Annotated in this window: 15 protein-coding genes, 11 tRNA genes, 3 rRNA genes and 1 pseudogene; 29 read left to right on the top strand and 1 reads right to left on the bottom strand. The window is 43.2% G+C overall.

From position 1 onward, the window contains the following. The first annotated feature begins 25 nt into the window (after nucleotides 1–25). The 19 genes from pbp2a to ACORHU_RS09120 all read left to right on the top strand — a co-directional run bounded on the left by pbp2a (nucleotide 26) and on the right by ACORHU_RS09120 (nucleotide 9,888). Entirely contained in the window at nucleotides 26–2,221 is a 2,196-nt protein-coding gene (gene pbp2a, locus ACORHU_RS09210) for a penicillin-binding protein PBP2A (RefSeq protein ID WP_434364413.1), read from the top strand. A 52-nt stretch (nucleotides 2,222–2,273) separates the two neighbouring features. Beyond that, nucleotides 2,274–2,426: a 50S ribosomal protein L33 gene (gene rpmG / locus ACORHU_RS09205; protein WP_001809375.1), complete on the top strand. Its 153-nt coding sequence runs from the start codon at nucleotides 2,274–2,276 to the stop codon at nucleotides 2,424–2,426. A 9-nt stretch (nucleotides 2,427–2,435) separates the two neighbouring features. Then, nucleotides 2,436–2,612 carry a preprotein translocase subunit SecE gene (gene secE / locus ACORHU_RS09200; RefSeq protein ID WP_001210991.1) on the top strand — a complete coding sequence of 59 codons (177 nt, stop codon included), beginning with the start codon at nucleotides 2,436–2,438 and terminating at the stop codon, nucleotides 2,610–2,612. 50 nt (nucleotides 2,613–2,662) lie between these two features. Further along, nucleotides 2,663–3,199: a transcription termination/antitermination protein NusG gene (gene nusG / locus ACORHU_RS09195; RefSeq protein WP_000376739.1), complete on the top strand. Its 537-nt coding sequence runs from the start codon at nucleotides 2,663–2,665 to the stop codon at nucleotides 3,197–3,199. 120 nt (nucleotides 3,200–3,319) lie between these two features. Beyond that, nucleotides 3,320–3,799, top strand: a complete 480-nt coding sequence (locus tag ACORHU_RS09190) for a sigma-70 family RNA polymerase sigma factor (protein ID WP_434364412.1) — start codon at nucleotides 3,320–3,322, stop codon at nucleotides 3,797–3,799. 91 nt (nucleotides 3,800–3,890) lie between these two features. Continuing rightward, nucleotides 3,891–3,962: transfer RNA gene (locus ACORHU_RS09185), tRNA-Glu, on the top strand. 253 nt (nucleotides 3,963–4,215) lie between these two features. Next, nucleotides 4,216–5,761, top strand: a 16S ribosomal RNA gene (locus ACORHU_RS09180). 51 nt (nucleotides 5,762–5,812) lie between these two features. Continuing rightward, nucleotides 5,813–5,885 (top strand) — tRNA-Ala (locus ACORHU_RS09175). A gap of 124 nt (nucleotides 5,886–6,009) precedes the next feature. After that, nucleotides 6,010–8,910, top strand: a 23S ribosomal RNA gene (locus ACORHU_RS09170). 76 nt (nucleotides 8,911–8,986) lie between these two features. Further along, a 5S ribosomal RNA gene (rrf, locus tag ACORHU_RS09165) occupies nucleotides 8,987–9,102 on the top strand. Together the 16S, 23S and 5S rRNA genes with 11 tRNA genes alongside form the textbook arrangement of a ribosomal RNA operon. 4 nt (nucleotides 9,103–9,106) lie before the next feature. Next, nucleotides 9,107–9,179 (top strand) — tRNA-Val (locus tag ACORHU_RS09160). Between the two features lie 2 nt (nucleotides 9,180–9,181). Continuing rightward, nucleotides 9,182–9,254: transfer RNA gene (locus ACORHU_RS09155), tRNA-Asp, on the top strand. Between the two features lie 24 nt (nucleotides 9,255–9,278). Further along, nucleotides 9,279–9,351 (top strand) — tRNA-Lys (locus tag ACORHU_RS09150). Nucleotides 9,352–9,356: 5 nt separating this feature from the next. After that, nucleotides 9,357–9,438, top strand: a tRNA-Leu gene (locus ACORHU_RS09145). Between the two features lie 18 nt (nucleotides 9,439–9,456). Next, a tRNA-Thr gene (locus ACORHU_RS09140) sits at nucleotides 9,457–9,529 on the top strand. A 22-nt stretch (nucleotides 9,530–9,551) separates the two neighbouring features. After that, nucleotides 9,552–9,623: transfer RNA gene (locus tag ACORHU_RS09135), tRNA-Gly, on the top strand. A 7-nt stretch (nucleotides 9,624–9,630) separates the two neighbouring features. Beyond that, nucleotides 9,631–9,716, top strand: a tRNA-Leu gene (locus tag ACORHU_RS09130). A gap of 10 nt (nucleotides 9,717–9,726) precedes the next feature. Continuing rightward, nucleotides 9,727–9,800 (top strand) — tRNA-Arg (locus ACORHU_RS09125). A gap of 14 nt (nucleotides 9,801–9,814) precedes the next feature. Continuing rightward, a tRNA-Pro gene (locus ACORHU_RS09120) sits at nucleotides 9,815–9,888 on the top strand. 81 nt (nucleotides 9,889–9,969) lie between these two features. Here ACORHU_RS09120 and ACORHU_RS09115 read toward each other — a convergent pair. Then, a pseudogene (locus ACORHU_RS09115) lies at nucleotides 9,970–10,775 on the bottom strand (IS630 family transposase). Between the two features lie 297 nt (nucleotides 10,776–11,072). Between ACORHU_RS09115 and ACORHU_RS09110 the strand changes: the two are divergent. The 10 genes from ACORHU_RS09110 (at nucleotide 11,073) to ACORHU_RS09065 (ending at nucleotide 22,835) form a co-directional block, all read left to right on the top strand. Continuing rightward, a complete protein-coding gene (locus tag ACORHU_RS09110) occupies nucleotides 11,073–11,264 on the top strand; it encodes a hypothetical protein (protein WP_414339241.1) in 192 nt (63 codons plus the stop codon). Beyond that, nucleotides 11,261–11,455, top strand: a complete 195-nt coding sequence (locus ACORHU_RS09105; RefSeq protein WP_414339242.1) for a hypothetical protein — start codon at nucleotides 11,261–11,263, stop codon at nucleotides 11,453–11,455. The genes ACORHU_RS09110 and ACORHU_RS09105 overlap by 4 nt, the downstream gene beginning before the upstream one ends. Beyond that, the gene (locus ACORHU_RS09100) at nucleotides 11,442–12,326 is read left to right on the top strand and encodes an ABC transporter ATP-binding protein (protein WP_414339243.1); all 885 of its coding nucleotides are present in this window, start codon (nucleotides 11,442–11,444) and stop codon (nucleotides 12,324–12,326) included. Before ACORHU_RS09105 ends, ACORHU_RS09100 begins: the two co-directional genes overlap by 14 nt. Nucleotide 12,327: 1 nt before the next feature. Further along, complete coding sequence (locus ACORHU_RS09095) at nucleotides 12,328–13,065, top strand: ABC transporter permease (protein ID WP_434364411.1); 738 nt, start codon at nucleotides 12,328–12,330, stop codon at nucleotides 13,063–13,065. Next, a complete protein-coding gene (locus tag ACORHU_RS09090; RefSeq protein ID WP_434364410.1) occupies nucleotides 13,065–14,162 on the top strand; it encodes a sensor histidine kinase in 1,098 nt (365 codons plus the stop codon). Before ACORHU_RS09095 ends, ACORHU_RS09090 begins: the two co-directional genes overlap by 1 nt. Continuing rightward, entirely contained in the window at nucleotides 14,163–14,762 is a 600-nt protein-coding gene (locus tag ACORHU_RS09085; RefSeq protein WP_434364409.1) for a response regulator transcription factor, read from the top strand. It abuts the gene before it with no gap. Nucleotides 14,763–15,076: 314 nt separating this feature from the next. Next, nucleotides 15,077–15,490 (top strand): 30S ribosomal protein S12, encoded by a 414-nt coding sequence (rpsL, locus tag ACORHU_RS09080; protein ID WP_001142332.1) that lies wholly within the window; start codon nucleotides 15,077–15,079, stop codon nucleotides 15,488–15,490. A gap of 19 nt (nucleotides 15,491–15,509) precedes the next feature. Beyond that, the gene (gene rpsG / locus ACORHU_RS09075; RefSeq protein WP_000087873.1) at nucleotides 15,510–15,980 is read left to right on the top strand and encodes a 30S ribosomal protein S7; all 471 of its coding nucleotides are present in this window, start codon (nucleotides 15,510–15,512) and stop codon (nucleotides 15,978–15,980) included. Between the two features lie 278 nt (nucleotides 15,981–16,258). Beyond that, nucleotides 16,259–18,340, top strand: a complete 2,082-nt coding sequence (gene fusA, locus ACORHU_RS09070) for an elongation factor G (protein WP_000090357.1) — start codon at nucleotides 16,259–16,261, stop codon at nucleotides 18,338–18,340. Nucleotides 18,341–18,443: 103 nt separating this feature from the next. Then, entirely contained in the window at nucleotides 18,444–22,835 is a 4,392-nt protein-coding gene (locus tag ACORHU_RS09065) for a PolC-type DNA polymerase III (RefSeq protein WP_434364408.1), read from the top strand. Nucleotides 22,836–22,852 lie beyond the last annotated feature (17 nt).

The following is a 22,852-nucleotide window of genomic DNA, read 5'->3' as shown; positions in this document are numbered from 1 at the left end:
ATGATGAAGATGATAAAATAAACGCATGAAATTAGATAAATTATTCGAGAAATTTCTTTCTCTTTTTAAAAAAGAAACAAGTGAATCAGAGGATTCAGATTCTACTAGCTTACGTCGTTCTCGTAGTGATAGAAAAAAATTAGCCCAAGTGGGTCCAATTCGAAAATTCTGGCGTCGCTATCATCTAACAAAGATTGTCCTTATACTAGGTTTGAGTGCAGGCTTGCTAGTTGGAACCTATTTGTTTGCTGTAGCCAAGTCAACCAATGTCAATGATTTGCAAAATGCCTTGAAAACTCGGACTATCATTTTTGACCGTGAAGAAAAAGAGGCTGGTGCCTTGTCTGGTCAAAAGGGAACCTATGTTGAATTGACTGATATCAGTAAAATTTTGCAGAATGCTGTTATTGCGACAGAAGACCGTTCTTTCTATAAAAATGATGGGATTAACTATGGTCGTTTCTTCTTGGCTATTGTCACTGCTGGACGTTCAGGTGGTGGATCTACTATTACCCAGCAGCTAGCTAAAAACGCCTATTTGTCACAGGATCAAACTGTTGAGAGAAAAGCGAAAGAATTCTTCCTTGCCTTAGAATTAACAAAAAAATATAGTAAGGATCAGATCTTAACCATGTACCTTAACAATGCTTATTTTGGAAATGGTGTGTGGGGTGTAGAAGATGCGAGTAAGAAATACTTTGGAGTTTCTGCATCAGAAGTGAGTTTGGATCAAGCTGCGACTCTGGCAGGGATGCTGAAGGGGCCGGAACTGTATAATCCTTTGAATTCCGTAGAAGATTCTACCAATCGGCGCGACACTGTCTTACAAAATATGGTTGCAGCAGGTTACATTGATAAAAACCAAGAAACCGAAGCTGCAGAAGTTGATATGACTTCGCAATTGCACGATAAGTATGAAGGGAAAATTTCAGATTACCGCTATCCTTCTTATTTTGACGCGGTGGTTAATGAAGCCGTTTCTAAGTATAATCTAACAGAGGAAGAAATCGTAAATAATGGCTACCGCATTTATACAGAGTTGGATCAAAACTACCAAGCAAATATGCAGGTTGTCTATGAAAATACATCGCTATTTCCGAGAGCAGAGGATGGAACATTTGCACAATCAGGAAGTGTCGCTCTTGAACCGAAAACAGGAGGAGTTCGTGGAGTTGTCGGTCAAGTTGCTGACAATGATAAAATTGGATTCCGAAATTTCAACTATGCAACTCAATCAAAACGTAGCCCTGGCTCTACAATTAAGCCTTTAGTTGTTTATACGCCAGCAGTTGAGGCAGGTTGGGCTTTGAACAAGCAGTTGGATAACCATACCATGAAGTATGACAACTATAAGGTAGATAACTATGCAGGAATCAAAAAGAGTCGAGAAGTTCCCATGTATCAAGCCTTGGCAGAATCGCTTAATCTACCTGCTGTTGCTACTGTTAATGATTTGGGTGTTGATAAGGCTTTTGAGGCAGGCGAAAAATTTGGACTCAACATGGAAAAGGTAGACCGTGTTCTTGGTGTCGCTTTAGGAAGCGGTGTCGAAACCAATCCTCTTCAAATGGCTCAAGCATATGCTGCCTTTGCAAATGAAGGTTTAATGCCGGAAGCTCATTTTATTAGTAGAATTGAAAATGCTAGTGGTCAGGTCATTGCGAGTCATAAAAATTCACAAAAACGAGTGATTGATAAAGCTGTAGCTGACAAGATGACTAGTATGATGTTGGGGACATTCACCAATGGTACCGGTATTAGTTCATCGCCTGCAGACTATGTCATGGCAGGGAAAACTGGAACAACTGAAGCAGTTTTCAATCCGGAGTACACAAGTGACCAGTGGGTAATTGGTTATACTCCGGATGTAGTGATTAGCCACTGGCTTGGCTTTCCGACCACTGATGAAAATCACTATCTAGCTGGCTCTACTTCAAACGGTGCAGCCCATATCTTTAGAAACATTGCCAATACCATTTTACCTTATACGCCAGGAAGTACCTTTACAGTTGAAAATGCCTATAAGCAAAATGGAATTGCACCAGCTAATACAAAAAGACAAGCACAAACCAATGATAATAGCCAGACAGATGATAGTTTGTCTGATATTCGAGGTCGTGCGCAAAGTCTAGTAGATGAGGCTAGTCGGGCTATCTCGGATGCCAAGATTAAGGAAAAGGCTCAAACAATATGGGATTCGGTAGTCAATCTATTTCGCTAAGATGCTTGTCAAAGCCTAGCTTTCTTGTTATAATAGATAAGATGGAGGCGTTATGGCACTAAAAAAAGCAAGCCTAGCTTGTGCGGTTTGTGGTTCGAGAAACTATTCAATCAAGATCAGTGGAAACCCCAAGCCTACACGACTAGAAGTAAATAAATTTTGTAAGCATTGTGGCAAGTACACTACACACAGAGAAACGAGATAGGAGAGAGCGATGCGTTTTATTGGAGATATTTTTAGACTTCTTAAAGACACAACATGGCCAACTCGCAAGGAAAGCTGGAGAGATTTTCGTTCTATCATGGAATACACTGCTTTCTTTGTTGTGATTATTTACATTTTTGACCAGTTGATTGTTTCAGGTTTGATTCGATTTATTAACATTTTTTAGAAGAGTAGTGAAAGTACACTAAAAATCTTCTATTTATGAAAGGAAATATCATGGATAGTTTTGACAAAGGGTGGTTTGTTTTACAAACTTATTCTGGTTATGAAAATAAGGTGAAAGAAAATCTATTACAGCGTGCACAAACCTACAATATGTTGGATAATATTCTACGCGTTGAAATTCCAACACAAACCGTGCAAGTTGAAAAAAATGGAAAGAGAAAAGAAGTAGAAGAAAATCGCTTTCCAGGTTATGTTCTTGTAGAAATGGTCATGACAGATGAAGCTTGGTTTGTTGTTCGAAACACTCCGAACGTTACAGGATTTGTCGGATCACACGGGAACAGATCGAAACCAACTCCATTATTGGAACAAGAAATTCGTGACATTTTGGTATCTATGGGACAAACTGTTCAAGAATTTGATTTCGATGTTGAGGTTGGCCAAACCGTACGTATTATTGATGGTGCTTTTGCAGACTATACTGGTAAAATTACAGAGATTGATAACAATAAAGTGAAGATGATTATCTCTATGTTTGGTAATGACACAGTAGCAGAAGTAAACTTAAACCAAATTGCAGAATTATAACCCAAAGAGAGGCAAGCCCTCTCTTTTTTGTGCAGTTGAGGAGGTAAAGGGTGCAGAATGGATGAAATGAATCAAATTATCTTCTTTATTTGTTAAACTGTATCTAGAAAGGGGAACATTATGATTAAAGAATTATATGAAGAAGTCCAAGGGATTGTGTACAAGTGTAGAAATGAATATTACCTTCATTTATGGGAGCTATCGGACTGGGACCAAGAGGGTATGATTTGCTTGCATGAATTGGTTAGTAAAGAAGAAGGACTAGTAGAAGATATTCCTCGTTTAAGGAAATATTTTAAGACTAAGTTCCGGAATCGGATTCTAGACTATATCCGTAAGCAAGAAAGTCAAAAAAGAAGATATGATAAAGAACCATATGAAGAAGTAGGTGAGATAAGTCATCGTATAAGTGAGGGAGGTTTCTGGCTGGATGATTATTATCTCTTTCATGAAACATTACAGAGGTATAGCAAGGAACAAAGTAAAGAAAAACAAGAAGAGTTAGAACGTGTTTTAAGAAATGAACGTTTTCGAGGACGTCAAAGAGTATTAAGGGATTTACGTATTGTGTTTAAAGAGTTTGCTATTGGGATAAAATAGTCAAATTTAAAAAAGTTGAAAAAAGTTTAAAAAAGTAGTTGACAAAAAACAAAAAGGCTGTATAATAGTAAGAGTTGAAAATAACAACTCTGGTCCGTTGGTCAAGGGGTTAAGACACCGCCTTTTCACGGCGGTAACACGGGTTCGAATCCCGTACGGACTATGGTATGTTGCGGTTGGAACACTTGATGAAAAAAAGTTTCAAAAAAACTTAAAAAAGTTTCAAAAAAGTGTTGACAAGCGAAAGCGACTGTGATATACTAATATAGTTGTCACTTGAGAGAAGTGAGTGACAAAGACCTTTGAAAACTGAACAAGACGAACCAATGTGCAGGGCACTACAACTAAGGTTGTAGTACTGAACAATGAAAAAACAATAAATCTGTCAGTGACAGAAATGAGTGAGAACTCAAACTTTTAATGAGAGTTTGATCCTGGCTCAGGACGAACGCTGGCGGCGTGCCTAATACATGCAAGTAGAACGCTGAAGGAGGAGCTTGCTTCTCCGGATGAGTTGCGAACGGGTGAGTAACGCGTAGGTAACCTGCCTGGTAGTGGGGGATAACTATTGGAAACGATAGCTAATACCGCATAATAGCAGTTGTTGCATGACAACTGTTTGAAAGGTGCAATTGCACCGCTACCAGATGGACCTGCGTTGTATTAGCTAGTTGGTGGGGTAACGGCTCACCAAGGCGACGATACATAGCCGACCTGAGAGGGTGATCGGCCACACTGGGACTGAGACACGGCCCAGACTCCTACGGGAGGCAGCAGTAGGGAATCTTCGGCAATGGACGGAAGTCTGACCGAGCAACGCCGCGTGAGTGAAGAAGGTTTTCGGATCGTAAAGCTCTGTTGTAAGAGAAGAACGAGTGTGAGAGTGGAAAGTTCACACTGTGACGGTATCTTACCAGAAAGGGACGGCTAACTACGTGCCAGCAGCCGCGGTAATACGTAGGTCCCGAGCGTTGTCCGGATTTATTGGGCGTAAAGCGAGCGCAGGCGGTTAGATAAGTCTGAAGTTAAAGGCTGTGGCTTAACCATAGTACGCTTTGGAAACTGTTTAACTTGAGTGCAAGAGGGGAGAGTGGAATTCCATGTGTAGCGGTGAAATGCGTAGATATATGGAGGAACACCGGTGGCGAAAGCGGCTCTCTGGCTTGTAACTGACGCTGAGGCTCGAAAGCGTGGGGAGCAAACAGGATTAGATACCCTGGTAGTCCACGCCGTAAACGATGAGTGCTAGGTGTTAGACCCTTTCCGGGGTTTAGTGCCGTAGCTAACGCATTAAGCACTCCGCCTGGGGAGTACGACCGCAAGGTTGAAACTCAAAGGAATTGACGGGGGCCCGCACAAGCGGTGGAGCATGTGGTTTAATTCGAAGCAACGCGAAGAACCTTACCAGGTCTTGACATCCCTCTGACCGCTCTAGAGATAGAGTTTTCCTTCGGGACAGAGGTGACAGGTGGTGCATGGTTGTCGTCAGCTCGTGTCGTGAGATGTTGGGTTAAGTCCCGCAACGAGCGCAACCCCTATTGTTAGTTGCCATCATTTAGTTGGGCACTCTAGCGAGACTGCCGGTAATAAACCGGAGGAAGGTGGGGATGACGTCAAATCATCATGCCCCTTATGACCTGGGCTACACACGTGCTACAATGGCTGGTACAACGAGTCGCAAGTCGGTGACGACAAGCTAATCTCTTAAAGCCAGTCTCAGTTCGGATTGTAGGCTGCAACTCGCCTACATGAAGTCGGAATCGCTAGTAATCGCGGATCAGCACGCCGCGGTGAATACGTTCCCGGGCCTTGTACACACCGCCCGTCACACCACGAGAGTTTGTAACACCCGAAGTCGGTGAGGTAACCGTAAGGAGCCAGCCGCCTAAGGTGGGATAGATGATTGGGGTGAAGTCGTAACAAGGTAGCCGTATCGGAAGGTGCGGCTGGATCACCTCCTTTCTAAGGAAAAGGAACTGCGCATTGGTCTTGTTTAGTCTTGAGAGGTCTTGTGGGGCCTTAGCTCAGCTGGGAGAGCGCCTGCTTTGCACGCAGGAGGTCAGCGGTTCGATCCCGCTAGGCTCCATTGGTGAGAGATCACCAAGTAATGCACATTGAAAATTGAATATCTATATCAAATAGTAACAAGAAAATAAACCGAAAACGCTGTAGTATTAATAAGAGTTTATGACTGAAAGGTCAAAAAATAAGGTTAAGTTAATAAGGGCGCACGGTGGATGCCTTGGCACTAGGAGCCGAAGAAGGACGTGACAAACGACGATATGCCTTGGGTAGCTGTAAGTAAGCGATGATCCAGGGATTTCCGAATGGGGGAACCCAACAGGTACTACCTGTTACCCGCATCTGTTAAGGATGTGAGGAGGAAGACGCAGTGAACTGAAACATCTAAGTAGCTGCAGGAAGAGAAAGCAAAAGCGATTGCCTTAGTAGCGGCGAGCGAAACGGCAGGAGGGCAAACCGAAGAGTTTACTCTTCGGGGTTGTAGGACTGCAATGTGGACTCAAAGATTATAGAAGAATGATTTGGGAAGATCAGCCAAAGAGAGTAATAGCCTCGTATTTAAAATAGTCTTTGTACCTAGCAGTATCCTGAGTACGGCGGGACACGCGAAATCCCGTCGGAATCTGGGAGGACCATCTCCCAACCCTAAATACTCCCTAGTGACCGATAGTGAACCAGTACCGTGAGGGAAAGGTGAAAAGCACCCCGGGAGGGGAGTGAAATAGAACCTGAAACCGTGTGCCTACAACAAGTTCGAGCCCGTTAATGGGTGAGAGCGTGCCTTTTGTAGAATGAACCGGCGAGTTACGTTATGATGCGAGGTTAAGTTGAAGAGACGGAGCCGTAGGGAAACCGAGTCTGAACAGGGCGAATTAGTATCATGACGTAGACCCGAAACCATGTGACCTACCCATGAGCAGGTTGAAGGTGCGGTAAGACGCACTGGAGGACCGAACCAGGGCACGTTGAAAAGTGCTTGGATGACTTGTGGGTAGCGGAGAAATTCCAAACGAACTTGGAGATAGCTGGTTCTCTCCGAAATAGCTTTAGGGCTAGCGTCGACATTAAGATTCTTGGAGGTAGAGCACTGTTTGGGTGAGGGGTCCATCCCGGATTACCAATCTCAGATAAACTCCGAATGCCAATGAATTATGGTCGGCAGTCAGACTGCGAGTGCTAAGATCCGTAGTCGAAAGGGAAACAGCCCAGACCACCAGCTAAGGTCCCAAAATAATTGTTAAGTGGAAAAGGATGTGGGGTTGCACAGACAACTAGGATGTTAGCTTAGAAGCAGCTATTCATTCAAAGAGTGCGTAATAGCTCACTAGTCGAGTGACCCTGCGCCGAAAATGTACCGGGGCTAAAACAATTTACCGAAGCTGTGGATACCTTTATAGGTATGGTAGGAGAGCGTTCTATGTGTGAAGAAGGTGTACCGTGAGGAGTGCTGGAACGCATAGAAGTGAGAATGCCGGTATGAGTAGCGAAAGACAGGTGAGAATCCTGTCCACCGTAAGACTAAGGTTTCCAGGGGAAGGCTCGTCCGCCCTGGGTTAGTCGGGACCTAAGGAGAGACCGAAAGGTGTATCCGATGGACAACAGGTTGATATTCCTGTACTAGAGTATGTAGTGATGGAGGGACGCAGTAGGCTAACTAAAGCAGACGATTGGAAGAGTCTGTCTAAGCAGTGAGGTGTGATATGAGTCAAATGCTTATATCTATAACATTGAGCTGTGATGGGGAGCGAAGTTTAGTAGCGAAGTTAGTGACGTCACACTGCCAAGAAAAGCTTCTAGCGTTTAAACATACTCTACCCGTACCGCAAACCGACACAGGTAGTCGAGGCGAGTAGCCTCAGGTGAGCGAGAGAACTCTCGTTAAGGAACTCGGCAAAATGACCCCGTAACTTCGGGAGAAGGGGTGCTGACTTTAAGTCAGCCGCAGTGAATAGGCCCAAGCAACTGTTTATCAAAAACACAGCTCTCTGCTAAATCGTAAGATGATGTATAGGGGGTGACGCCTGCCCGGTGCTGGAAGGTTAAGAGGAGTGCTTAGCGCAAGCGAAGGTATGAATTGAAGCCCCAGTAAACGGCGGCCGTAACTATAACGGTCCTAAGGTAGCGAAATTCCTTGTCGGGTAAGTTCCGACCCGCACGAAAGGCGTAATGATTTGGGCACTGTCTCAACGAGAGACTCGGTGAAATTTTAGTACCTGTGAAGATGCAGGTTACCCGCGACAGGACGGAAAGACCCCATGGAGCTTTACTGCAGTTTGATATTGAGTGTCTGTACCACATGTACAGGATAGGTAGGAGTCTATGAGATCGGGACGCCAGTTTCGAAGGAGACGATGTTGGGATACTACCCTTGTGTTATGGCCACTCTAACCCAGATAGGTGATCCCTATCGGAGACAGTGTCTGACGGGCAGTTTGACTGGGGCGGTCGCCTCCTAAAAGGTAACGGAGGCGCCCAAAGGTTCCCTCAGAATGGTTGGAAATCATTCGCAGAGTGTAAAGGTATAAGGGAGCTTGACTGCGAGAGCTACAACTCGAGCAGGGACGAAAGTCGGGCTTAGTGATCCGGTGGTTCCGTATGGAAGGGCCATCGCTCAACGGATAAAAGCTACCCTGGGGATAACAGGCTTATCTCCCCCAAGAGTTCACATCGACGGGGAGGTTTGGCACCTCGATGTCGGCTCGTCGCATCCTGGGGCTGTAGTCGGTCCCAAGGGTTGGGCTGTTCGCCCATTAAAGCGGCACGCGAGCTGGGTTCAGAACGTCGTGAGACAGTTCGGTCCCTATCCGTCGCGGGCGTAGGAAATTTGAGAGGATCTGCTCCTAGTACGAGAGGACCAGAGTGGACTTACCGCTGGTGTACCAGTTGTCTTGCCAAAGGCATCGCTGGGTAGCTATGTAGGGAAGGGATAAACGCTGAAAGCATCTAAGTGTGAAACCCACCTCAAGATGAGATTTCCCATGATTTTATATCAGTAAGAGCCCTGAGAGATGATCAGGTAGATAGGTTAGAAGTGGAAGTGTGGCGACACATGTAGCGGACTAATACTAATAGCTCGAGGACTTATCCAAAGTAACTGAGAATATGAAAGCGAACGGTTTTCTTAATTTGAATAGATATTCAATTTTGAGTAGGTATTACTCAGAGTTAAGTGACGATAGCCTAGGAGATACACCTGTACCCATGCCGAACACAGAAGTTAAGCCCTAGAACGCCGGAAGTAGTTGGGGGTTGCCCCCTGTGAGATATGGAAGTCGCTTAGCTCTAGGGAGTTTAGCTCAGCTGGGAGAGCATCTGCCTTACAAGCAGAGGGTCAGCGGTTCGATCCCGTTAACTCCCATAGGTCCCGTAGTGTAGCGGTTATCACGTCGCCCTGTCACGGCGAAGATCGCGGGTTCGATTCCCGTCGGGACCGTTTAAGATAACGAAAGTTATTTTAGACTCGTTAGCTCAGTTGGTAGAGCAATTGACTTTTAATCAATGGGTCACTGGTTCGAGCCCAGTACGGGTCATATCTGCGGGTTTGGCGGAATTGGCAGACGCACCAGATTTAGGATCTGGCGCTTAACGGCGTGGGGGTTCAAGTCCCTTAACCCGCATTAAGATATAATAAATGAGCCGGCTTAGCTCAGTTGGTAGAGCATCTGATTTGTAATCAGAGGGTCGCGTGTTCAAGTCATGTAGCCGGCATTTTTAGATAGAAGAAAATAGTGCGAACGTAGTTCAGTGGTAGAACACCACCTTGCCAAGGTGGGGGTCGCGGGTTCGAATCCCGTCGTTCGCTTAGAGAGGCCGGGGTGGCGGAACTGGCAGACGCACAGGACTTAAAATCCTGCGATTGGTAACGATCGTACCGGTTCGATTCCGGTCCTCGGCATAATATAAGAGCACCCTTAGCTCAACTGGATAGAGTACCTGACTACGAATCAGGCGGTTAGAGGTTCGACTCCTCTAGGGTGCATTTTCTATTTAACTCGGGAAGTAGCTCAGCTTGGTAGAGTACTTGGTTTGGGACCAAGGTGTCGCAGGTTCGAATCCTGTCTTCCCGATTCATTAAAGAGATACCTATGTGTATCTTTTTTATTTTTAAAATTAAGAGAGAATCATTTTGGTTCTCTCTTTTTTGAATTTCAGTAATTCATTCTATAGTCATTTAGTTTTAAAAAGCGTTTCAAACATTCAAAAAGATTTGGTACTTCCCTTGATAAATCCGTCACTTTCTTTTTCAAGAAACCTCAAGCTTGCTCAATAGGATTCAAATCTGGTGAATAAGGTGGTAGAGGTAAGAAAAAGTTCTTATCTTGAATGCAAAGCTCATCCAAAATGTTCTTAGGATGAAAACTAGCATTGTCCATGACAATGACATGAGGGCTCTTCAAAACAGGTAGAAGTTGCGTTTTGAACCACTCCACAAAGAAATTACTCATCATACTTTCCTTGTAAATCATAGAAGCTATAAACTCTCCGTCTACTTGTCCTGCAACAATTGAAGTCCGCTAATCTTTTCATAGACTTTTTCCCCTCTAGGAGCCTGTGCATAAGTACGATAGAGGTAGCGGTCGATTCCTGTTTCATTAATATATACGACTGGTAAATCTTTTAGGATATTCAAAATATAAAGAAACTCATCGACTTTCTCAGGATCTTGTTCCTTAAAGCTAGTCGTCTTTTTTTAAAGCGACATGAATCTGCTTTAAAGCTACCCATACTGAAGGAACAGCACAATCAAAATGTACCGCAATTTCCCGTAAAAAAGCATCTGGATGAGCCTCTACAAAGGCTTTTAATTCCTCTAAAGGAATTTTCCGCTTTTTGACGACTCGTTTTTTTCGCTCTAAGTATCCTTGTTCACGTCTTTCTTTTCCTACGTGAAGAGAGTTCTGACGCCTACATCAAAAACTTTAGTTGCTTCGACATGGCTGTGTCCCTCTTTGATGTAATCTAATGCTCCTTGTTTAAAATCTGTACTATATGCAGAGTTTTATTGTAATATGCTTATTTAAAACTAAGAAACTATAAATGAGTATTAGTTTATGTTATAGTTTAAATTTGCTATCACTTTGAAGGAAATAACTATAGATTCTTTTCCACCTCATGTTTTATTGTATAGTGTATTTTGCTTGCTTTGAACAGAATCTTTTATGACATTTGTCATATTTTCTAGTGACAGAAGCATCTAACTCTGCTAACTTCAAAAGACTATAATTGAAGTATGAAATGGAGGAATAAAAAAATGAAAGATAAAGTAATTGTCGCAATGAGTTTAGTAACAGCAGGAATCATGACTTATCCCATGTTCTCAGGATTGGACGAAGGATTCTATCATTTTCCTTGGGAGCTATTTGCAGGATTTGGAATGATGTCCTGGCTTATCCGAGAAGGTTTGAAATTAGTCTCAGATGTGAAAAAGGAGTTTGAAAAATGAAAAAAGCGATTCTCTATCTTTTTATTGGACTGTCACTAGTGGTATGGTTGGTAGAAATGTTTACAGGTTGGTTTGATCAAGCCTTCCTTCACCAAGCTATTCGCGGTGCCTGGGGATTAGGATTTATGATTTTTATCTCCTTTCCGATGGGAAAGGAGTGGCTGAAAGGAGAATATCATGAACATGATTAAGGTAGAAAGCCTAAATAAAAACATCAAGGGCAAGGCTATATTGAAGGGTATTTCCTTTGAGGTAGCTGAAGGTGAATGCGTCGCCTTGATTGGTCCCAATGGTGCTGGGAAGACCACACTCTTGGACTGTTTGCTAGGAGATAAACTAGTCGCCAGCGGTCAAGTATCTATCCAAGGCTTGCCAGTGACGAGTTCTCAGTTAGACTATATTAGAGGTTACTTGCCTCAAGAAAATGTCATCGTTCAGAAATTAAAGGTCAAAGAGCTGATTGCTTTCTTTCAAAGTATTTATCCAAATCCCTTGAACAACCAGGAGATCGATCAACTACTGCAGTTTGACAAGCAACAAAAAGAACAATTGGCAGAAAAATTGTCAGGTGGGCAGAAGCGTCTCTTCTCTTTTGTCTTGACCTTGATTGGCCGACCAAAGCTTGTCTTTTTGGATGAGCCTACTGCAGCCATGGATACCTCAACTCGTCAACGTTTTTGGGAAATTGTCCAGGATCTAAAAGCGCAGGGAGTCACCATTCTCTATTCATCCCATTATATCGAAGAGGTAGAGCATACAGCTGACCGAATCTTGGTCTTAAATAAGGGAGAGTTGATTCGTGACACGACGCCTCTAGCTATGCGCAGTGAGGAGATTGAAAAGCACTTTATCCTTCCTCTAGTATACAAGGGAGTCATTGAGCAGTCTAACTTGGTTGAAAACTGGTCACAAAAACAAGATGCTTTGCAAGTAGTTACACGTGAAGCGGATGCTTTTTGGCAACTGTTAGTGCAAGCGGGATGTAGCATACAAGAAATCGAAGTTAATAACCGTAGTTTGCTAGATACAATCTTTGAAGAAACACAGAAGGGAGATGACTAAGATGAAACGATGGATCGCATTAAATAAGATAGAATTTCTATTGACCAAACGGCAACTAGTCTATTATTTATTATCCGTAGGGATGCCGACAACCTTCTATTTATTCTTTTCAGGCATGTCCCAGGAAACACCAGGTGGACCGGCTAATTTTATGCGCGACTACCTCATCTCCATGACGGCTTTTTCCATGATGTCGACAGCTATCTTTTCATTCCCAGTTGTTTTACATACCGATAAGATCAACAACTGGCAGAAAATATTACGTCATAGCCCTGTAAATATGGTAGAATATTATCTATCAAAGATAACAAGTATGATGGTTAATTATTTGGTCTCAATTCTGGTTGTTTTCTCAGTTGGGCATTTTGTAAGAGGTGTGGACATGTCTCTTGGAAACTGGATTGGAGCTGCGCTTTTGCTGATAGTTGGAAGTGTAGCTTTTGTAGCCCTTGGTTTGGCCTTGACTCTCCTACCAACTAGTCAGTTGATGTCTGTTGTAGGCAATCTTCTTTACTTTGGCTTGGCTGTTTTAGGCGGACTCTGGATGCCCGTCTCTTTATTTCCAGACTGGATGCAAGCAATCGGGAAGCGTCTACCAAGCTATCAGTTGATGGAATTGATCAAGACCTTCTTAAATGAGGGTGGCATCAATTTATCAGCCACAGTTTATCTACTTGTTTTTTCAGCAGTTTTGTTTGGTTTGACCATTTACCTTCAAGGTCATAAGGAGAATGCTTAATGCTTGAAAGACTGAAGAGCATAGACTATATGTATTGGGCCAGTTTGATTTTTATGGTTTTTCCCATCCTTCCTGTAGTGATTGGGGAGCTTGCTGTCTGGCATTTATTGATTGATATTCTATTTGTAGTGGCGTATTTGGGTGTTTTAACAACTAAGAATCAGTGCCTATCTTGGCTTTTCTGGGGCATCATGCTGGTCTATGTAGCTGGGAACACCGCCTTTGTTGCTGTAAATTATATCTGGTTCTTCTTTTTCCTTTCCAATCTCTTAATTTATCATTTTGGCGTACGTAGTTTTAATTCTTTACATGTCCGGACTTTTCTCTTTGCTCAAGTGCTTGTGGTGGGGCAACTGTTGATTATTCAGAGAATCGAAGTTGGGTTTCTATTCTATCTACTTGTAATTCTTGCTTTTGTCGATTTGATGACATTGGGCTTGGTTCGGATTCGCATTGTCGAGGATTTGAAAGAAGCTCAGGCTAGACAAAATGCCCAGATAAATCTATTGCTTGCTGAAAATGAACGTAGTCGTATCGGTCAGGATTTGCACGATAGCCTGGGACATACCTTTGCCATGCTGAGTGTCAAGACAGATCTAGCCTTGCAGTTATTTCAGATGGAGGCCTATCCACAGGTGGAAAAGGAATTAAAAGAAATTCACCAGATCAGCAAGGATTCCATGAATGAAGTGCGAACCATCGTGGAAAATCTGAAATCACGGACCCTAGCTTCAGAGCTTGAAACTGTCAAAAAGATGCTGGAGATTGCTGGAATTGAGGTTGAGGTTGACAATCAGTTAGACAAGGCTAGTTTGACCCAGGATGTAGAGTCGACGGCTGCTATGATTTTGTTAGAACTTGCGACCAATATCATCAAACATGCCAGCGCTAATAAAGCCTATCTAAAACTGGAACGTACAGATCAGGAATTGGTTCTGACAGTTAGAGATGACGGGAAAGGTTTTGCAACTGTAAAAGGAAATGAACTCCATACAGTCCGTGACCGTGCAGCAGCCTTCTCAGGTCAAGTAGAGCTGGTCAGTTTGAAACATCCAACAGAGGTGCGCGTGCATCTGCCTTATAAGGAGAAAAAGTAGATGAAAGTATTAGTCGCAGAAGATCAAAGTATGCTTAGAGACGCCATGTGCCAGCTCTTGAGCTTTCAACCAGATGTGGAGACTGTTCTGCAGGCGAAAAATGGAGCCGAGGCTATCGAGGTTTTGGGGAAAGAAGCAGTAGATATTGCCATCCTTGATGTAGAAATGCCTGTTAAGACAGGTCTTGAAGTGCTGGAGTGGATACGATCAGAAAAGCTAGAAACAAAGGTGGTTGTGGTGACGACCTTCAAGCGTCCTGGGTATTTTGAACGTGCAGTTAAGGCTGGAGTGAATGCTTATGTATTAAAGGAACGAAGCATCGCAGACCTCATGCAAACCTTGCACACAGTCCTCGAAGGGCGCAAGGAGTATTCGCCTGAATTGATGGAAGTGGTTATGACGCATCCCAATCCATTAACAGAACAAGAAATCGCAGTTTTAAAGGGAATTGCTCAGGGTTTATCTAATCAAGAAATTGCAGACAAACTTTATCTATCCAACGGAACAGTCCGAAACTATGTCACCAATATTTTTTCGAAACTAGATGCAGGTAATCGAACAGAGGCAGCTAATATCGCAAAAGAATGTGGTTGGTTGTGATGATATAATATTTTTTTGAACATTATGTGTTAAAATTGATGGGATTGAATGGAACAATACTAACTTTAGGAGGGTGGGATTCCTCCTTTTTCTTTTTTGGGGGAGTACTACAAAAGAGCTAAAATTAAGAATAAAAAAGAAAAATATCTTGACAACCAATGGAAAATTTTGTTACAATAATAGACGGTACTTTTTACTTTTGGTCTCTCAAGAGTGTACAGGGACGTGCTGACAAATGTTGCAAAAGTACACACAGATGATAGCTGTCACCAAGTGTATCATCACCAAAAATAAAAAAACACAGGAGAATGTAGATGCCTACAATTAACCAATTGGTTCGCAAACCGCGTAAATCAAAAGTAGAAAAATCTAAATCACCAGCTTTGAACGTTGGTTACAACAGTCATAAAAAAGTTCAAACAAACGTTTCTTCACCACAAAAACGTGGTGTTGCAACTCGTGTTGGAACAATGACACCTAAAAAACCTAACTCAGCCCTTCGTAAATTTGCTCGTGTACGTTTGAGCAACCTTATCGAAGTTACTGCCTACATCCCAGGTATCGGACACAACTTGCAAGAGCACAGCGTGGTTCTTCTTCGTGGTGGACGTGTAAAAGACCTTCCAGGGGTACGTTACCATATCGTCCGTGGTGCACTTGATACTGCAGGTGTTAACGATCGTAAACAAGGCCGTTCTAAATACGGTACTAAACGTCCAAAAGCATAAGGAAAGGGGATAAAGAGAAATGAGTCGTAAAAATAGAGCTCCAAAACGTGACGTATTGCCAGATCCGCTTTACAATTCACAATTAGTTACTCGTCTTATCAACCGCGTTATGCTTGATGGTAAACGTGGTACAGCTGCTTCAATCGTTTACGGTGCCTTTGAGCAAATCAAAGAAGCTACTGGCAACGATGCACTTGAAGTATTTGAAACAGCTATGGAAAACATCATGCCTGTACTTGAAGTACGTGCACGTCGTGTTGGTGGTTCTAACTACCAAGTCCCAGTTGAAGTTCGTCCAGAACGTCGTACAACACTTGGACTTCGTTGGTTGGTAACAATCGCTCGTCTTCGTGGTGAACACACAATGCAAGACCGTCTTGCAAAAGAAATCTTGGATGCTGCTAACAACACTGGTGCAGCAGTTAAGAAACGTGAAGACACTCACCGTATGGCTGAAGCTAACCGTGCATTCGCACACTTCCGTTGGTAAAATCATGATGCTAGGAACGGTAAGGATGCAAGGTGAAAATAGGAAACTGACGCAGTATCCGACGAATACAAGGAAGTTTATCTTTTTCACACAGCATCCCGTTCCGGCTCAAATCGGCTAGCTAACTCTGGCCCGAGTTCAATTCAACTTGTAAATCTACAAGTTGAAACCAACAATAGCATGAAAACATTGAGAACGGGTAGGTCCTGCCTATCCGTTTTTATTAAAATCGTGTTATAATAGAATAGAAATCAAAATAAATAGGAGAAACAAACCTCATGGCACGCGAATTTTCACTTGAAAAAACTCGTAATATCGGTATCATGGCTCACGTCGATGCTGGTAAAACAACAACTACTGAGCGTATTCTTTACTACACTGGTAAAATCCACAAAATCGGTGAAACTCACGAAGGTGCGTCACAAATGGACTGGATGGAGCAAGAGCAAGAACGTGGTATCACTATCACATCTGCTGCGACAACAGCTCAATGGAACAACCACCGCGTAAACATCATCGACACACCAGGACACGTGGACTTCACAATCGAAGTACAACGTTCTCTTCGTGTATTGGATGGTGCGGTTACCGTTCTTGACTCACAATCAGGTGTTGAACCTCAAACTGAAACAGTTTGGCGTCAAGCAACTGAGTACGGAGTTCCACGTATCGTATTTGCCAACAAAATGGACAAAATCGGTGCTGACTTCCTTTACTCTGTAAGCACACTTCACGATCGTCTTCAAGCAAATGCACACCCAATCCAATTGCCGATCGGTTCTGAAGATGACTTCCGTGGTATCATTGACTTGATCAAGATGAAAGCTGAAATCTATACTAACGACCTTGGTACAGATATCCTTGAAGAAGATATTCCAGCTGAATACCTTGACCAAGCACAAGAATACCGTGAAAAATTGGTTGAAGCAGTTGCTGAAACTGACGAAGAATTGATGATGAAATACCTCGAAGGTGAAGAAATCACTAATGAAGAATTGAAAGCTGGTATCCGTAAAGCGACTATCAACGTTGAATTCTTCCCAGTATTGTGTGGTTCTGCCTTCAAAAACAAAGGTGTTCAATTGATGCTTGATGCGGTTATCGACTACCTTCCAAGCCCACTTGACATCCCAGCGATCAAAGGTATCAACCCAGATACAGATGAAGAAGAAACTCGTCCTGCATCTGACGAAGAGCCATTTGCAGCTCTTGCCTTCAAGATTATGACAGACCCATTCGTAGGTCGTTTGACATTCTTCCGTGTTTACTCAGGTGTGCTTCAATCAGGTTCATACGTATTGAACACTTCTAAAGGTAAACGTGAACGTATCGGACGTATCCTTCAAATGCACGCTAACAGCCGTCAAGAAATCGACACTGTTTACTCAGGTGATATCGCTGCTGCCGTTGGTTTGAAAGATACTACTACTGGTGACTCATTGACAGATGAAAAAGCTAAAATCATCCTTGAGTCAATCAACGTTCCAGAACCAGTTATCCAATTGATGGTTGAGCCTAAATCTAAAGCAGACCAAGATAAGATGGGTATCGCCCTTCAAAAATTGGCTGAAGAAGATCCAACATTCCGTGTTGAAACAAACGTTGAAACTGGTGAAACAGTTATCTCTGGTATGGGTGAGCTTCACCTTGACGTCCTTGTTGACCGTATGCGTCGTGAGTTCAAAGTTGAAGCGAACGTAGGTGCCCCTCAAGTATCTTACCGTGAAACATTCCGCGCTTCTACTCAAGCACGTGGATTCTTCAAACGTCAGTCTGGTGGTAAAGGTCAATTCGGTGATGTATGGATTGAATTTACTCCAAACGAAGAAGGTAAAGGATTCGAATTCGAAAACGCAATCGTCGGTGGTGTGGTTCCTCGTGAATTTATCCCAGCGGTTGAAAAAGGTTTGGTAGAATCTATGGCTAACGGTGTTCTTGCAGGTTACCCAATGGTTGACGTTAAAGCTAAGCTTTACGATGGTTCATACCACGATGTCGACTCATCTGAAACTGCCTTCAAGATCGCGGCTTCACTTGCCCTTAAAGAAGCTGCTAAATCAGCACAACCAGCTATCCTTGAGCCAATGATGCTTGTAACAATCACTGTTCCAGAAGAAAACCTTGGTGATGTTATGGGTCACGTAACTGCTCGTCGTGGACGTGTAGATGGTATGGAAGCACACGGTAACAGCCAAATCGTTCGTGCTTATGTTCCACTTGCTGAAATGTTCGGTTACGCAACAGTTCTTCGTTCTGCATCTCAAGGACGTGGTACATTCATGATGGTATTTGACCACTACGAAGATGTACCTAAGTCAGTACAAGAAGAAATCATTAAGAAAAACAAAGGTGAAGACTAATCAGTTCTCACTCTAGAAGGAAGTCACTTAGTGGCTTCCTTTTGTCTTTAGAAAATACCTCTAAATATGGTAAAATAGTAGAAGAATAATGTGAGGAAAATGAATGTCAAATAGTTTTGAAATTTTGATGAATCAACTGGGGATGCCTGCTGAAATGAGACAGGCATCTGCTTTATCACATGCTGATATTGAAGGTGTTGTGGTTCATAAAATTAGTAAGGTATGGGAGTTTCATTTCGTATTTTCTAATATTTTACCGATTGAAATCTTTTTAGAATTAAAGAAAGGGCTGAGTGAGGAATTTTCTAAGACAGGCAATAAAGCTGTTTTCGAAATCAAGGCTCTGTCTCAAGAATTTTCAAATCAACTCTTACAAGCATATTATAAAGAGGCTTTTTCTGAAGGGCCATGTGCTAGTCAAGGTTTTAAGTCCCTTTATCAAAATCTGAAAGTTCGTGCTGAGGGCAATCAACTCTTTATTGAAGGCTCAGAAGCCATTGATAAGGAACATTTTAAGAAAAATCATCTTCCTAATTTAGCTAAACAACTTGAAAAATTTGGCTTTCCTACTTTTAACTGTCAAGTAGAGAAGAATGATGTGCTGACCCAAGAGCAGGAAGAAGCCTTTCATGCCGAAAATGAACAGATTGTTCAAGCTGCCAATGAGGAAGCGCTCCGTGCTATGGAGCAACTGGAACAGATGGCACCACCTCCAGCAGAAGAGAAACCAACCTTTGATTTTCAAGCCAAAAAAGCTGCAGCTAAACCGAAATTGGACAAGGCGGAGATTACTCCTATGATTGAAGTGACGACTGAGGAAAATCGTCTGGTCTTTGAAGGGGTTGTTTTTGATGTGGAGCAAAAAGTGACCAGAACAGGTCGTGTTTTAATCAACTTTAAAATGACGGACTACACTTCAAGTTTTTCTATGCAAAAGTGGGTTAAAAATGAGGAAGAGGCTCAGAAATTTGATCTAATCAAGAAAAATTCTTGGCTACGAGTGCGTGGGAATGTGGAGATGAATAACTTCACACGCGATTTGACTATGAATGTGCAGGATGTGCAGGAAGTTGTTCACTATGAGCGGAAGGATTTGATGCCAGAAGGTGAGCGTCGGGTTGAGTTTCATGCCCATACAAATATGTCGACTATGGATGCTCTACCAGAGGTCGAAGAAATCGTTGCGACAGCTGCTAAGTGGGGACACAAGGCGGTTGCCATTACCGACCATGGAAATGTTCAATCTTTCCCACACGGTTATAAGGCGGCCAAAAAAGCTGGAATTCAGCTGATTTATGGAATGGAAGCCAATATTGTGGAGGATCGTGTCCCTATCGTCTATAACGAAGTGGAGATGGACTTGTCAGAAGCAACCTATGTGGTCTTTGACGTGGAAACGACGGGTCTATCAGCCATCTATAATGACTTGATTCAGGTTGCGGCCTCTAAGATGTACAAGGGGAATGTCATTGCTGAATTTGATGAATTTATCAATCCTGGGCATCCCTTGTCAGCCTTTACCACGGAGTTGACTGGAATTACAGATGATCATGTCAAAAATGCCAAACCACTGGAACAAGTTTTACAAGAATTCCAAGAATTTTGCAAGGATACAGTCTTAGTCGCACACAATGCCACCTTTGACGTTGGCTTTATGAATGCTAACTATGAGCGTCATGGTTTGCCAAAGATTAGTCAGCCAGTTATTGATACGCTGGAGTTTGCTAGAAACCTCTATCCTGAGTACAAACGTCATGGTTTGGGGCCTTTGACCAAGCGCTTTGGTGTGGCTCTAGAACATCACCACATGGCCAACTACGATGCGGAAGCTACTGGTCGTCTGCTTTTCATCTTTATCAAAGAGGTAGCAGAAAAACATGGTGTGACCAATCTAGCTAGACTCAACATTGATCTAATCAGTCCAGATTCTTATAAAAAAGCTCGAATCAAACATGCGACCATTTATGTCAAGAATCAGGTAGGTCTAAAAAATATCTTTAAGTTAGTTTCTTTGTCCAATACCAAGTACTTTGAAGGAGTACCACGGATTCCGAGAACGGTTCTAGATGACCATCGGGAAGGTTTGATTTTAGGTTCAGCTTGCTCTGAAGGTGAAGTTTTTGATGCAGTCGTTTCCCAAGGTGTGGATGCGGCGGTTGAGGTGGCCAAGTATTATGACTTTATTGAGGTCATGCCGCCAGCTATCTATGCTCCCTTGATTGCCAAGGAGCAGATTAAGGATATGGAGGAGCTCCAGACTATTATCAGGAGTTTGATAGAGGTTGGAGAACGCCTTAGCAAGCCCGTTTTGGCTACGGGAAATGTACACTATATCGAACCGGAAGAAGAGATTTACCGTGAAATTATCGTCCGTAGTTTGGGACAGGGAGCTATGATTAACCGAACTATCGGTCATGGAGAACATGCCCAACCAGCTCCTTTGCCAAAGGCTCATTTTAGAACGACTAATGAGATGTTGGATGAATTTGCCTTCTTGGGAGAGGAACTGGCTCGTAAATTGGTTATTGAAAACACCAATGCCTTGGCAGAAATCTTTGAACCCGTTGAGGTTGTTAAGGGTGATCTCTATACACCTTTTATTGACAAGGCTGAAGAAACGGTCGCTGAGTTGACCTATAAGAAAGCTTTTGAAATTTATGGAAATCCGCTGCCAGATATCGTTGATTTGCGGATTGAAAAAGAACTAACCTCTATTCTGGGGAATGGATTTGCTGTGATTTATCTAGCCTCGCAGATGCTAGTACAACGATCCAATGAACGGGGTTACTTGGTTGGTTCTCGTGGGTCTGTCGGATCTAGTTTCGTTGCGACCATGATTGGGATTACAGAGGTCAATCCTCTCTCTCCTCACTATGTCTGTGGTCAGTGTCAGTACAGCGAATTTATCACCGATGGTTCTTACGGTTCAGGTTTTGATATGCCCAATAAGGACTGTCCAAAATGTGGTCACAAACTCAGCAAAAACGGACAGGATATTCCTTTCGAGACCTTCCTTGGTTTTGATGGGGACAAGGTTCCCGATATTGACTTGAACTTCTCGGGAGAAGACCAGCCTAGCGCCCACTTGGATGTGCGTGATATCTTTGGTGAGGAATATGCCTTCCGTGCAGGAACGGTTGGTACGGTGGCTGCCAAGACTGCCTATGGATTTGTCAAGGGCTATGAGCGAGATTATGGCAAGTTTTATCGTGATGCAGAGGTGGAACGTCTTGCCCAAGGTGCTGCTGGTGTCAAGCGGACAACAGGACAACACCCGGGGGGAATCGTTGTTATTCCTAACTACATGGATGTCTACGACTTTACGCCTGTCCAGTATCCAGCAGATGACGTGACAGCTGAATGGCAGACTACTCACTTTAACTTCCATGATATCGACGAGAACGTCCTCAAACTCGATGTACTAGGACATGATGATCCAACCATGATTCGGAAACTTCAGGATTTGTCTGGGATTGACCCTAATGAAATTCCTATGGATGACGAAGGCGTGATGGCACTCTTTTCTGGGACTGATGTGCTAGGAGTAACACCTGAGCAAATCGGAACGCCTACGGGTATGCTGGGGATTCCAGAATTTGGAACCAACTTTGTTCGAGGAATGGTTGATGAAACCCATCCGACGACTTTTGCAGAATTGCTTCAGTTGTCAGGGTTGTCCCACGGTACCGATGTTTGGCTAGGCAATGCCCAAGATTTGATTAAACAAGGGATTGCTGACCTATCAACTGTCATTGGTTGTCGGGACGACATCATGGTTTACCTCATGCATGCTGGTCTTGAACCTAAGATGGCCTTTACCATCATGGAACGGGTACGTAAGGGCTTGTGGCTCAAGATTTCCGAGGAGGAGAGAAATGGCTACATCGAAGCCATGAAGGCCAATAAGGTACCAGAGTGGTATATCGATTCCTGTGGGAAAATTAAGTATATGTTCCCCAAAGCCCATGCGGCAGCCTACGTTATGATGGCCTTGCGTGTAGCTTACTTCAAGGTTCATCATCCCATTTATTACTACTGTGCTTACTTCTCCATTCGTGCCAAGGCTTTTGATATCAAGACCATGGGTGCGGGCTTGGATGCCATCAAACGCAGAATGGAAGAAATCGCTGAAAAACGGAAAAACAATGAAGCCTCTAATGTGGAAATCGATCTCTATACAACTCTTGAGATTGTCAATGAGATGTGGGAGCGTGGTTTCAAGTTTGGAAAACTCGATCTCTACCGTAGTCAGGCGACAGAGTTCCTCATCGATGGGGATACCCTCATTCCACCATTTGTAGCAATGGATGGTCTGGGAGAGAACGTTGCTAAGCAGTTGGTGCGAGCGCGTGAAGAGGGAGAATTCCTCTCAAAAACAGAACTACGCAAACGTGGTGGACTCTCATCAACTTTGGTTGAAAAGATGGATGAGATGGGTATTCTTGGAAATATGCCAGAGGATAACCAGTTGAGTTTGTTTGATGAGTTGTTTTAAGAAAAAAATTAACAGAC

Source organism: Streptococcus sp. KHUD_015, from assembly GCF_051106265.1.
GTDB lineage: Bacteria > Bacillota > Bacilli > Lactobacillales > Streptococcaceae > Streptococcus.
The sequence above is the reverse complement of the archived record's forward strand: the minus strand, read 5'-3'. Positions and strand labels throughout refer to the sequence as shown.